This is a genomic window from Streptomyces sp. NPDC006430 (assembly GCF_040612395.1).
Lineage (GTDB): Bacteria > Actinomycetota > Actinomycetes > Streptomycetales > Streptomycetaceae > Streptomyces.
Genome location: NZ_JBEXQA010000003.1, coordinates 469,842 through 482,155, shown reverse-complemented (window position 1 = coordinate 482,155; position 12,314 = coordinate 469,842). Strand labels below are relative to the sequence as shown.

The following is a 12,314-nucleotide window of genomic DNA, read 5'->3' as shown; positions in this document are numbered from 1 at the left end:
TGGGGGGGGGGGGCCCCCCGGTCGGGGCCCCCGCATCCGCCGGGGTCGACGCAGGGACCCCGCCCGGCGCAGGGCTCTCGTGCGTCACAGATGCGTCACACCCGGCGCACCGCGCCACCGGCCTGGCGAGCATGGGCCCATGCGCACACATCACGTCATCGCCGCACTGGCCATCGCCGGCGCGCTCACCCTCACCGGCTGCCAGGACACCACCGCCTCCCCCGGCCGGCCGGCCGCATCCGGCCCGACCGCCACTGCGACCACACCCGGTACGTCCGGCGGCCCGATCCGGACGCTCCCCGATTTCGTGGGCAAAGGCTTACAGTCCGCACAGGACGAGGCCCAGGCCGCAGGGTTTCCCGTACTGAAGTCCCATGACGCCCTGGGACGCGGCCGACTCCAGGCCATGGACCGCAACTGGAAGGTCTGCACGCAGGTGCCGGCGGCCGGAGCGGCGGTCCACACGGACACCACGGTCGACTTCGGCGCGGTGAAGCTCGACGAGACGTGCCCCGCCCAGGACGCGGGTACTCCGGCGGAGGCGGCCGGCAGCATGCCCGACTTCATCGGGAAGTCCCTCAAGACGGCCCGCACGACCCTCCCGTCGAACACGAGCATCTCCGTGAAGGACGCCGCCCAGAACCGCGTGGTGATCCAGGAGACCAACTGGAAGGTGTGCGTACAGGATCCGGCCGCCGGTACCCGGCTGACCGGCCAGCCGGTGTCCTTCACCGTGGTGAAGTTCCCGGAGGACTGCCCCTGACGGGGCGGAGCCGTAGGGGGCGGAGCCGTAGGGCCGGGTCGTCAGGGGCGGCGGGGCGGCCGGCCGTCACGTACGGGCCGTAGCACCCGCCCCACCTCGGCGACGACGGCCGCCACCGCGCCGGGGTCCCGCAGCAGGTGCAGCAGCCACACCGCGCAGACGGCGTCCAGCGACCCGGTGCGCCCGGGAGGGCGCCCGGGAGGGCGCCCGGAGGCGAGTACCACCGGGACCCCGCGGCGCGCCGCCCTCGCGGCCATCCCGTAGGAGGCTTCGGCGCCCACGGCCCGCAACCCGGGCCGGGCCAGCCGGGCGGTGACGATGCCGGTTCCGCAGCCGAGGTCGAGGAGGGTGCGGGTGCCGGGCGGGAGCAGGCCGAGGACCGCCGCGGCGGCGGCCCCTGCGCGCGGGGTGCCGCCGCGGGTGGCGCCGTAGGCCTCGGCCTCGGCCTCGGCGTCGTAGTCGAGCAGGGGTCTGCCGACCGGCATCAGCTCGCTCTGTGGGCGGGGGCGAGGGCCTCGATGCGTTCGGCGAGCGTGAAGTCGGCTTCGGTGACCGCGTCGCCGGCGCTGTGGGTGTTCATCGCGACCCGGACGGTGTTGTAGCCGAGGGTGAGGTCCGAGTGGTGGTTCAACTCGTCCTGGACGCTGGCGATGTGGGCGACGAGCGCGCTCGCCGCGACGTGGCCGGCCAGCCGGTAGGTGCGGGTGATCCGGTCGTCCTCGAAGGACCAGCCGGGGAGTTCCCGCAACCGGTCCTCGATCTCCTTCTGCGAAAGCGGTTCGTCTGCCATCACGTGCTCCTTCGCCGTTCGGGCCGGATTCCTGACGTGGGGTCAAGGTTCCCACAGGGCGAGTCGGAGGAAAGGTTTCGCGCCATAGTGCGTGCGGGTGCTTCCACGCCTTCCCGGTCCGCGGTGTCGGCCCCTATGCTCCTGCGCCAAACGCGACCGTTACCGCCGGTAATACGCATCGGGCACCGTCCCGGACACCTTAAAGGGGCTTCCTCATGACGCGCACGGGCAGTTCGAGGCGCACGTTCATCACGGGGGCGGCCGCCACCGCCGGGGCATGGGGGGTCCCCCCGGCCCTGGCCGCCCCCGCCCACGCCCAGAGCCGGACCCGTCCCCAGTTGCGGACGCAGGACACCGCGACACCGCCGAACGGCCGAACAGTCGCCGTCCTCGGCGGCGGGGTCGCCGGACTCACCGCCGCCCACGAACTCGCCGAACGGGGCTACGCCGTCACGGTGTACGAGCGCCGCGCGCTCGGCGGCAAGGCCCGCAGCATGGACGTGCCCGGCAGCGCCCGCGGCGACCGCAAGCCGCTGCCCGCCGAGCACGGGTTCCGCTTCATCCCGGGCATTTACCACAACCTCCCCGACACCATGCGGCGCATCCCGTACCCCGGCAACGCGAACGGCGTGTGGGACAACCTCGTCGCCCCGCCCGAGATGATGTTCGCCCGGGCGAACGGGCGCGAGGACCTGCGTGCCCCCATCCCGTGGCCCGGCCACTCCGCCGCCGAACTGACGCCCGACGAGATCCGCCGCGCCCTGACCGGCTTCCTCCAGACACTGGTCAAGCTCCCGCCGCACGAGAGCGCGTACTTCGTCGACCGCGTCCTGGTCTTCCTCACCAGCTGCGACGAGCGCCGCAACGAGGTCTGGGAACACACCCCCTGGTGGGAGTTCGTGCGCGCCGCGCAGATGTCCCACGAGTACCAACGCATCCTTGCGGTGGGCATCACCCGCAACATCGTCGCGACCAAGGCCGAGGAAGCCTCCACCCGCACGGTCGGCGCCCTGGGCGAAGCCTTCGTCCTCAACGCCCTGGGGCGGGGTGCGGACGGACCGCCGGACCGGATCCTCAACCTGCCCACCAACGAGGCGTGGATCGACCCCTGGGCCGCGTATCTGCGCGCCCTCGGCGTGGAGTTCAGGATCGGCTGGACCGTGCAGGAGGTGCAGTACGGGGCCGGCCGGGTCAGCGGGGTCACTGCCTTGGACCCGGCCGGCGCCCGACGGACCGTCACCGCCGACCACTACGTGAGCGCCCTGCCGGTCGAGCACGCCCGGCGCACCTGGAGTGCGGGGCTGCGGGCCGCCGACCCGATGTTGGGGCGCTGCGACAAACTGGAGACCGAGTGGATGACGGGCATCCAGTTCTATCTCACGGAGCGCGCACCCCTCGTTCACGGGCACCTCAACTGCATCGATTCGCCCTGGTCGTTGACGGCGATCCAACAGGCCGAGCACTGGCCGGCCCGGAACTTCCCCGCGGACTACGGCGACGGAACGGCGGTGGACTGCCTGTCGGTGGACATCTCGGACTGGGACAAACCGGGAATCCTGTACGGGAAGACGGCCAAGCAGTGCACCCGCGACGAGGTGGCCCGCGAGGTGTGGGCTCAGCTGAAGGCCTCCCTCAACGACACCGGAAAGACCCTGCTGACGGACCGGACCCTGCACTCCTGGTTCCTGGACCCGGGAGTGGACGGGCTTGGCACCCCGAACCCGACCAACCAGGACCAGCTGCTGATCCACCCCACCGGCACCTTCCACAACCGTCCGAGCGCGGACACCCGCGTCCCAAACTTCTTCCTGAGCGGGGACTACGTGGCCGTCGACATCGACCTGGCGACGATGGAGGGAGCCAACGCATCGGCCCGCGCCGCCGTCAACGCCCTGTTGGACCAGGACGGTTCCACGGCCGAGCGGTGCACGGTCAAGCCGATGTACCGGGCCCCGGAGCTGGAGTCCTTCAAACGCCACGACCTGTGGCGCCACCGCCTCGGCCTGCGCAACGCCTTCGATCTGGGATGACCGCCTGAGCTAACGTCCTGAGCATGACCACCACCACGACGTCCGTCGGAGCACTGTTGCGCAGCTGGCGGGAGAGGCGCGGCATCAGCCAGTTGGAGCTGGCGGGCCGGGCCGACTCCTCCTCCCGCCACATCAGCTTCATCGAGACCGGTCGGTCCCGGCCGAGCGAGGAGATGGTCCTACGGCTCGCGGATCACCTCGACGTGCCGGTCCGCGAGCGCAACGCGCTGCTGCTCGCGGCGGGTTATGCCCCGCACTACGCACAGACCCCGCTGGACGACCCCACGATGGAGACGCTGCGCGAGGGCCTGGAGCGGTTGCTGACCGGATACGAGCCGTACCCGGCGCTGGTGGTGGACGCCACGTACCACGTCGTCGCCGCCAACCGCGGCATCGCGATGCTTCTCGAAGGCTTGCCGGCGCACCTGCTGGCCCCGCCGTTGAACGCCATGCGGATCACCCTGCATCCCGAGGGCCTGGCGCCGAGGATCCGCAACCTCAAGGAGTGGCGCGGCCACCTGCTGGCCCAGATGGAGCGGCAGATCGCCCTGGACCGGTCCGTGCCGCTGCGCACACTGTACGAGGAGGTGTCCGCCTACCCGGTCGCCGAGCGGCCGGGGGACGGCGAACCGGAGGAGCCCGTCGCGTACGTCGCGCTGCCGCTGGTCATCGAACACGACGGGCAGCTGCTCTCCTTCGTGTCGTCGATCGCGACCTTCAACACGCCGATGGACGTGACCGTCGCCGAGCTGGCCATCGAGACCTTCCTCCCGGCCGATCCGGCGACGGTGAAGTACCTGCGGTCACTGGGGTCCTGAGGCCGCCCACCGCGCCACCTGCTGGCAGCAGGCGAAGGAGGCGGCGGTGAGGGCCCCTGCACGGGGATCCACACCAGACCGGCGACGCTGCCGAGCAGGGGTGCGGACATGGCGGATCCACCTCCGTCGAGGTCGCGGGTTCGGGTGGCCGCACGGGCCAGGAGCGAACGTGCTGGTGGGGACGGGTTCCGAGGCCGAGTGCGCGGCCCCGGAACCCGTTGACCCCTACGGTGCCGGCTGTCCGCGACGGAGTCGATTACGTGCGGGGTAGGGAGAGGAGCGGCTGCGAAAGGAAGCCGGGCATCTTGGGCGTCGGCGTGACGCTGTACGCGGAGCCCGGGCCCGGTCGTCTCCCCTCCGCAGCACGGGAATGCGCCGTCGTGCCAACCTTCTTTGACCCGCATCGCAAGAAAGGTTGGGTTTCTCCTGTCTCGGTGGCGGGTCGAGGGCTACGCTTCATTGAGCCGAAGCTCTCGAACGTCCTCTCGACATACGGAGAACCTCACGGTGTCATCCGCTGCCCGACCCGACCTCGCCACGGCCTGGGCCCGTGTATCGGCTCTGGCGGAGCGGAGCGGGCGGGACCCGGTCGAGGTGCTGGCTCCCGAGCGGCTGGGTCGCCTCTGCGGGGTCGAACCCGACCTCGTCCCCCGCATCGTGGCCGGTACCGCGCCCGAAGTCCCGCTGTGCCGGCGGGTGCACCAACGCTTCCTGCGGCTGCGGGCCACCCGCCGCGACAAACACGGCCGGGAGTGGTCCCTCGCGGCCATAGCCGAGGACTTCCGGGCGCCCGGTGCCTCCCTCGGCCCCCTCAATGCCGGCACCGGACTGCCCGGGCTGCGCCACGCGGCGGGCGTGCAGCGGTTCTTCGGGGTGTACGCCGGCTTCCTACTGGCCGACAGCACGTGCGCGGTGGAACGGGCCCTCGCCGCCACCGACCCCGACGGTGCGCAGGACCTCGATCACCTCTCGTACCTGACGGGCATGCCCCCGCACCACATCCGGCTCACCCTCGACGGCACGCCTCCCCGACTCCCGTTGAAGGAGCAGGTGCACCAACGCTTCGAGCACCTGCGCCGCACCCGGCTGCGCGCGGACGGCCAGGCCCACTCCCTCGCCGCCATCGCGCATTCCTTCGACGCGTCGGGGCAGTCGCTGACCCGCCTCGCCCGCGGCGAGGGCCTGCCGAACCTCGCCGCGGCGGCCGGGATCCAGCGCTTCTACGGGGTCGCGAGCGGCTTCCTGTTGGCCGATGACACCGAGGCGCTCGGCACCGCCCTCGACGGCATCGCACGCGAACTGGAGTCCGCCGACCGGAGCGCGGAAAACCCGATGCTCGCCGTACTGCGGGCACACGATGTACGGAGCATCGTCACGCGGGCGGGACGGCTCTCGCCGGCGGGCTGGAGGTCGCTGGCCGACCACCTCGACGATCTGCTGGCACGCGAGGGCCAACTGACCCGTTCCGGCGCGGGCCGCCGGCTCCCGGACCGCGCGGCGGTGACGGACCGAGACAGGGCTGCCGAGGGGGGAACGCCATGAGGACCACACGGACCATGCGGAAGCTCGGCGGAGATCTGCTGGCGGGCGCGCGTCTGGCGCAGCCGGCCGACGCCGCCGGGATCATCGGGAGTCTGTGCGCCGCGTACGGCCGCCGGCGCGGTGGCCGGCCGGTGGAGTTCCGCTTCGCCGGATTCCCGCCCGACACGGCCAGCGGGCTGTGGCTGGAGATGGAGGAGCGCGACCTGCTCGTCATCGAGGAACGCACGCGGCCCGAACACCAACTCGTCATCGCCTGCCACGAGTTATGGCACCTGGAGGAAGGCACCTGCGACAGCCACGGCCCGGGCATGGCCGTGGCTGCCCGGCTCACGGGACGCCAGGGCGATCTCGCGGAGCTGCTGCACTCGGACACCGGACTGGGCAGTGTGGTCCGGCAGGCGGCCGCCCGCGCCGACCGGGAGGACCCCGCCGAGATCCGGGCCGAGACCTTCGGCCTGTACCTCGGCAAGATCCTCAAGGCGTACTTGCCGACGCCCTGCGAAGAACGGTCCCCCGAGGCGATCGAGCGCATCAAGTCCTCGCTCGGCTGGGGACGTTGAGCGTACGCCCCGACGCAGCGACGACGCCCCGGTGACCGCTGCCGCGCCCCGCCGACGCACCTCACGCGCCGCTGCCTTCGCACGGCCCCGACAGAGAGCACCACACGATGACCCAGTCTTCCCCGCCCCGCCACGCCGTCGTCATCGGCGGCAGCATGGCCGGCCTGCTCGCCGCCGCCGTGCTCGCCGAGCATGCCTCGGTCACGATCATTGACGCCGACACGCTGCCCGACAGCCCGGCGCCGCGGCGCGGACTCCCGCAGGGCCGGCACGTCCACGTCATGTGGTCGGGCGGGGCGCGCGCCATCGAGAAGATCCTGCCGGGCATCACCGAGGACTGGACGGCGGCGGGCGCGCTCCGCCGCAGCCTGCCCACCGACCTGGTCACCAAGACCGCCCAGGGCTGGATCCCGCGCTGCGGGGAGAAGCAGTTCAACATCTCGTGCAGCCGTGACCTCCTCGATTCGGTGGTCCGTGCCCGGGTGACCGGCTTGCCCGGCGTCACGACCCTCCAGCAGAGCCGGGTGTGCGCCCTGGAGGGCACGGCGGCGCGCGTCACCGGCGTCCGCGTCGACACCCCCGGCGAGGCGGGCCGGCTGCTGACCGCGGACCTCGTGGTGGACGCGAGCGGGCGCGGTTCCCGGGCGCGGGCCTGGTTGCAGGAGCTCGGCGTGGGCGGCATCAGACGGGCTCAGGTCGACTCGGGCCTGGTGTACGCGACCCGGGTCTTCGAGGCTCCGCCCGGCGCGCACGAGATGGGCTTCCCGATCGTCAACGTGCAGTCCGATCCGCGGGTGCGCGTGCCCGGCCAGACCGCGACGATCGTGCCCATCGAGAACGGCCAGTGGCAGGCCACCCTGTCCGGCACCCGCGGCGGCCAGCCCACCGGCGACCCCGATCAGTTCATCCCGTTCGCCAAGGGCATCCGGGACCCCATCGTCGGAGAGCTGCTGGAAGGCAGGAAGCCCCTGACCGACGTCGCCGTCACGCAGGGCACCGCCAACCGCAGGGTCTACTTCGAAAAGGCGGACCTGCCCGACGGCTTCTTCGCCGTCGGTGATTCCGTCGCCACCTTCAACCCTCTGTACGGACAGGGGATGACGGTCGCCGCCCAGGGGCTGCTGGCCGTACGCGCCCTGCTGCGCTCCAAGGGGCTCGCCCATCCCGCCTTCGGCCGCGAGGCGCAGAGCGCGCTCGTCCCGCAGGTGGCCACCGCCTGGGAACTCGCCACCTCCCAGGACATCCTCTATCCCGGGGCCACCGGCATGAAGCCGCGCACCGGTGTCGGGCTACTCAACGCCTACGTCAACCGGCTGATGACGGGGGCCACCACCCGGGAGGCGCTCACCGCGGCGTTCCTCCAGGTCATCACCATGAGCAGCCCTCCGACGTACTGGCTGCGGCCCTCGGTGGTCTGGCACGTGCTGCGCGCCTCGGACCAGGGTGCGCTGAAGGCACCGCCGCTCACCGCGGCCGAACGGGCCGTCGCGGGGCTCGACCGGGGCGCCGAACCGCTGGGCACGGTCGGCCCGGTCGATCCGGTGGGCCCCGTCGGCCCGGTCGGACCTGTCGGCCCCGTCGGACAGGCGCGATGACCGACGGTCTCATCCTCTACGTCCCGGGGTCGGTGATGATCCTGGCGCTGCTGATCAAGGCGCCGACCCTGCGCCGGGGCTGGGACCAGCCGCTCATGCGGGCCGTGTGCACCCTGCTCGTCGTCGGCTGTCTCGTCATGTTCCTGGCGGCGCCGCCGACTATCTCGAAGGTCAACCGGCTCACCGGGATCGCCAACTTCTCGGCCCCGCTGGTGTACAGCGTCCTCACCGCGTTCTCGGGGTCGTGCATCGTCCTGGTCCTGCACTGGGGCGGCGGCCCGCCGGCGGGCGTGCGGCGGGCGACCCGGCTGACGGTGGCCGTCTTCAGTGGCGTGACGCTACTCATCGTCGCCCTGTTCGCGATCGGTGACGCGCCGGTGGAGCGGCTCCGGGACCTGGACACCTACTACGCCAACACGCCCTGGCTGCGCGAGATGATCGTCTGCTACCTGCTGGCGCACACCGTGGGCAGTACGGCGCTCACCCTGCTGTGCTGGAAGTGGCTCCTGCGCGTGAACCCCTCGCTGCGCCCGTTGCGCACCGGGCTGGCCCTGATCGTGCTCGGCGGGGTGCTGGACCTGGGCTACCTGGTCACGAAGTGGGCGGCGGTCGGCGCCCGCTGGGCGGGCCACGACTGGGACGGCCTGTCCACCTACGTCGCCCCGCCGTTCGCGTCCGCGGCGGCCCTGATGGTGGGCTCGGGGTTCATCGTGCCGCTGGTCGGCGGGTCGGCGGCCTGGCGGGACTTCAGCCGGTACCGGCGACTGCACCCGCTGTGGAAGGCGCTGCGCGGATTCGCCGCGTCGAGCGTGACGACCGTACCGCTGACCTGGTGGTCTCCGATCGGGATCCGGCTGATCCACCGCGAATCGGTGATCGACGACGGGATCCTGGCCCTGGGGCGCTGGTTCGACCCGACCGTACGGGGCACCGCGTACGAGGCCGCACTCGGTCAGGGCCTGTGCGAGTCGCAGGCCTCGGTGGTGGCCGACGCGGCCATGCTCGCCGCGGCCTGCCGACGCCGGGAGGCCGCCGACCTGGCGGACGGTGTCGGGGAGGAAGCGGCCGGGGCCGACGAGGGGCTGCCCGATCCGTACCGGCTGGATTCCCGGCCGCTGGCGGCGCTGGCCCGGGAGTTCCGTACCTCCCCGATCGTGGCGGCCGTACGACGGGACCCCGCGGCCCTCTGAGGAGAGGCCGCGCGGCGGTCAGCCGGCGAGGGCGTCCTCCGGCTCGGGGTTGCGGGCGAGCCAGGCCCCGTACGCCCGCACCCTGCGCCAGTGGTGGAACTGGTCGCGGGCGAAGGCGGCCCGCGGGGAGGCCTCCGGACGCGGTTCGAGGCCCCGGGCCAGCCGGTGCAGCTGGAAGCGCACGAAGGCCAGCAATCCGGCGCCGGCCAGGTCCCGATCCTTCCACCGCAGCCGCTCCACGGTCACCCGTACGTCCTCACCGGCGCGCCAGCGGGCCGGCAGGTCGGGGCGGAACGCCAGCGCCGAGGCGAGCCCCACGACGGAGACGCCGCGTGCCAGGACCTTGCGCGCGGTCTCCTGGCGACCTATCCCCCCGGTCAGCATCAGCGGCATCGCTGCCGAGCCCAGGAACTCTTCGGCGAAGGAGAGGAAGTACGCCTCGCGCTCCAGGGTGCGCAGGTCGGCCGTACGTCCCAAGGTCGCCGGGCTCTCGACGCTACCCCCGGACAGTTCGACCAGGTCGACGCCCAGCCCGCCGAGGACCTCCAGGACCCGGGCCGCTTCGTCGCTGTCGAAGCCACCGCGCTGGAAGTCGGCCGCGTTGAGCTTGACCCCGACCGCGAAGCCGGGCCCCACCTGCGCGCGGACGGCCTCGACGACCTCGGTCAGCAACCGGACCCGGTTCTCCAGGCTGCCGCCCCACCGGTCGGTACGGCGGTTGACCAACGGGGAGAGGAACTGGCTGAGGAGGTAGCCGTGCGCGGCGTGGATCTGCACCCCGTCGAAACCGGCCTCCTGCGCCCGCCGCGCCGTGACCGCGAACCGGGCGATGGTGGCCCGGATGTCGTCCTCCGTCATCGCGGTGGGGCGGGCGAAGCGCTTGGTGTGCTTGCCGAGGCTGACGCCGATGTCGGAGGGCGCCCAGGCCGTGCCGGGCATCTCCGAGCCCACCTGCCGGCCCGGGTGGTTGATCTGCATCCATACCCGGCCGCCCCCGGAGGCGGCGGCCCCGGCCCAACGGCGGAACGGCTCGATCGGGGAGTGGGCGTCGAGGACGATCGTCCCGGGGGCCGTCAGGGCCCGGCGGTCGACCATCACGTTCCCGGTGATCAGCAGCCCGACGCCGCCCTGCGCCCAGCGGCGGTAGAGCCGCTCGATGCGCCCGTCCGGCAGCTGACCGGAACCGGCGAGGCTCTCCTCCATGGCCGCCTTCGCCAGCCGGTTCGGCAGGACGGTCCCGTTCGGCAGCTCCAGCGGCGTGAACAGGTCCATCGTTGGTTCCCCCCAGGAAACGTGTTGCACGTGTCATCTCGCGCCCGGCCGAACCTTACCGCCCGCTCCCGGGCCTGCGTCAGGCCGCTGCGGGTAGCGGTTGCGGGGCTGCCGCGGGAGCAGCCGGAGCGCCGTGGCCGACCGGGCGCGGGGCCGGTCGTGGACGTGCCGTGCCGGGCCGTGCCGGACCGGTCGTGGACGTGGCGAACGCCCCGGACCGCACGGCCCGGGGCGTTCTCCGTACGCCGGTGGTGTGCGGTGTGGGTCAGAGCTCCGCGAGCGCCAGCCCGGCCTGGGCCGCGGCGGCCCGGACGGTCTGCTCCAGCAGGACGGCGATGGTCATCGGGCCGACGCCGCCGGGAACCGGGGTGATCAACGAGGCGCGGGCGGCAGCCGACTCGAAGTGGACGTCGCCGACGTTGCCCTCGTTGTAGCCGGCGTCCAGGACCACGGCGCCCGGCTTGATGTCCTCGCCGCGGATGAACTCGGCCTTGCCGACGGCGGCGACGAGCACGTCGGCCTGGCGGACGATCGAGGGCAGATCCTGGGTGCGGGAGTGGCAGTAGGTGACGGTGGCGTTCTGCGCCAGCAGCAGCATGCCGGCGGGCTTGCCCAGGATGGCGCTGCGGCCGACCACGACGGCGTGCTTGCCGGTGAGGTCCACGTCGTACTCGGCGAGGAGCCGCATGATGCCACCGGGGGTGCACGAGACGAAGCCCGGCAGGCCGAAGCCCATGGCTGCGAAGGAGTACATGGTGACGCCGTCGACGTCCTTGCCGGGGGCGATGGCCTCGAAGGCGGCACGTTCGTCGATGTGGTGCGGGACCGGGTGCTGCAGCAGGATGCCGCTGACCTCGGGGTCCTCGGAGAGGGCGGTGAGGGCGGCGACGAGCTCCTCGGTGGTCGTCTCGGCCGGCAGCTCCACGTGGCGGGAGGTGATTCCGGCCTTGGCGCAGCGGTTCTGCTTCATGCGGACGTACGTGACGGACGCCGGGTCCTCGCCGACCAGGACGGTCGCGAGGCACGGGGCGGTACCGGTGCGCTCAGTGATCTTCGCCGCGAGGACGGCGGTCTGCTCCGAGATGCGGCGGGCGAGGGCGGTGCCGTCCATGAGACGGGCGTTCTGGGCCGGCTGAACGGACTGGGCGGTCGTCATGAGGTCTCCTGGGCGTCGCTGCGGAATCGCGGTTCGCCCAGGCGCGCGGCAGGCGGCGTACGCGAGGTACGCCGGGCCGCTCCCCGGTGGTGATCCACCCGAACGCCAGTCACGGCCCGCACCCACTCTAATCGACCGCATAGGCGCGTTCGAAGGCCGCAGCGCCCCGAGTACGGCGAGATGTGGTCAAACCAGTGGATCACCGGCATCCCACCTGGAACGAGCTGGTGTGCAGTCGGTATCCGAGAGGCCGCGGACGGAGTTCCACGACATCGGAGCCGTGATCTACTTTCTCCGGAAGGTGATCTGGATGGTGCCCGTCTTCACGATCGGGCACTACCGGGACCAGTTGCGCGAGCTCCACGAACGGAGCGAACGCGACGGCCCGTTCGTGGCCCACACCGCCCGTTTCCTCATCGAAGCCCGCAAAACGGGCTGACGGGAAGGGCGGCTCGGACGCGGACGGAATCCCAGCCGATCGGTTGCACGCCCACAGCGTGGCGCAGGTCACTCAATTCAGCGCGTAACGAATCGACTCGGGCGTGCGATGAACCGACAGGTGTCCTCGCGCGGCCCCGGAATACAGACCCCCCTCGGG

At 72.2% G+C, this 12,314-nt stretch carries 10 protein-coding genes, 2 pseudogenes and 1 riboswitch; of the genes and pseudogenes, 8 read left to right on the top strand and 4 right to left on the bottom strand.

All coding sequences use genetic code 11. The features are described from left to right. Positions 1 to 139 precede the first annotated feature (139 nt). On the top strand, positions 140 to 763 hold the full coding sequence (locus ABZZ20_RS08035; RefSeq protein WP_356867954.1) for a hypothetical protein: 624 nt from the start codon (positions 140 to 142) through the stop codon (positions 761 to 763). 74 nt (positions 764 to 837) lie between these two features. Here ABZZ20_RS08035 and ABZZ20_RS08030 read toward each other — a convergent pair. After that, positions 838 to 1,230: pseudogene (locus tag ABZZ20_RS08030) on the bottom strand (methyltransferase domain-containing protein); the annotation flags it as partial. A 17-nt stretch (positions 1,231 to 1,247) separates the two neighbouring features. Further along, positions 1,248 to 1,553, bottom strand: coding sequence for a 4a-hydroxytetrahydrobiopterin dehydratase (locus ABZZ20_RS08025; RefSeq protein WP_356867952.1), 306 nt, complete (start codon positions 1,551 to 1,553; stop codon positions 1,248 to 1,250). 215 nt (positions 1,554 to 1,768) lie between these two features. On the opposite strand from ABZZ20_RS08025, the gene ABZZ20_RS08020 reads away from it, so the two are divergent. From ABZZ20_RS08020 to ABZZ20_RS07995, 6 genes are all read left to right on the top strand, one after another. Continuing rightward, entirely contained in the window at positions 1,769 to 3,583 is a 1,815-nt protein-coding gene (locus ABZZ20_RS08020; RefSeq protein WP_356867950.1) for an FAD-dependent oxidoreductase, read from the top strand. A 23-nt stretch (positions 3,584 to 3,606) separates the two neighbouring features. After that, the gene (locus tag ABZZ20_RS08015; RefSeq protein ID WP_356867948.1) at positions 3,607 to 4,401 is read left to right on the top strand and encodes a helix-turn-helix transcriptional regulator; all 795 of its coding nucleotides are present in this window, start codon (positions 3,607 to 3,609) and stop codon (positions 4,399 to 4,401) included. Positions 4,402 to 4,908: 507 nt separating this feature from the next. After that, complete coding sequence (locus tag ABZZ20_RS08010) at positions 4,909 to 5,943, top strand: hypothetical protein (protein WP_356867946.1); 1,035 nt, start codon at positions 4,909 to 4,911, stop codon at positions 5,941 to 5,943. After that, on the top strand, positions 5,940 to 6,503 hold the full coding sequence (locus ABZZ20_RS08005; protein WP_356867944.1) for a toxin-antitoxin system, toxin component: 564 nt from the start codon (positions 5,940 to 5,942) through the stop codon (positions 6,501 to 6,503). Before ABZZ20_RS08010 ends, ABZZ20_RS08005 begins: the two co-directional genes overlap by 4 nt. Before the next feature lie 107 nt (positions 6,504 to 6,610). Beyond that, on the top strand, positions 6,611 to 8,098 hold the full coding sequence (locus ABZZ20_RS08000; protein ID WP_356867942.1) for a pyridine nucleotide-disulfide oxidoreductase: 1,488 nt from the start codon (positions 6,611 to 6,613) through the stop codon (positions 8,096 to 8,098). Next, entirely contained in the window at positions 8,095 to 9,288 is a 1,194-nt protein-coding gene (locus ABZZ20_RS07995; RefSeq protein ID WP_356867940.1) for an MAB_1171c family putative transporter, read from the top strand. The genes ABZZ20_RS08000 and ABZZ20_RS07995 overlap by 4 nt, the downstream gene beginning before the upstream one ends. Before the next feature lie 18 nt (positions 9,289 to 9,306). Here the strand turns inward: ABZZ20_RS07995 and ABZZ20_RS07990 are convergent, their stop codons facing one another. Both ABZZ20_RS07990 and ABZZ20_RS07985 read right to left on the bottom strand, forming a co-directional pair. Further along, positions 9,307 to 10,560 (bottom strand): NADH:flavin oxidoreductase/NADH oxidase family protein, encoded by a 1,254-nt coding sequence (locus ABZZ20_RS07990; RefSeq protein ID WP_356867938.1) that lies wholly within the window; start codon positions 10,558 to 10,560, stop codon positions 9,307 to 9,309. Positions 10,561 to 10,825: 265 nt separating this feature from the next. Further along, positions 10,826 to 11,716, bottom strand: a complete 891-nt coding sequence (locus tag ABZZ20_RS07985) for a bifunctional 5,10-methylenetetrahydrofolate dehydrogenase/5,10-methenyltetrahydrofolate cyclohydrolase (protein WP_356867936.1) — start codon at positions 11,714 to 11,716, stop codon at positions 10,826 to 10,828. A gap of 28 nt (positions 11,717 to 11,744) precedes the next feature. Further along, a riboswitch (ZMP/ZTP riboswitch) is annotated at positions 11,745 to 11,839 on the bottom strand. Positions 11,840 to 11,933: 94 nt separating this feature from the next. On the opposite strand from ABZZ20_RS07985, the pseudogene ABZZ20_RS07980 reads away from it, so the two are divergent. Further along, positions 11,934 to 12,155 (top strand): annotated as a pseudogene (locus ABZZ20_RS07980) (SAM-dependent methyltransferase); the annotation flags it as partial. Positions 12,156 to 12,314 lie beyond the last annotated feature (159 nt).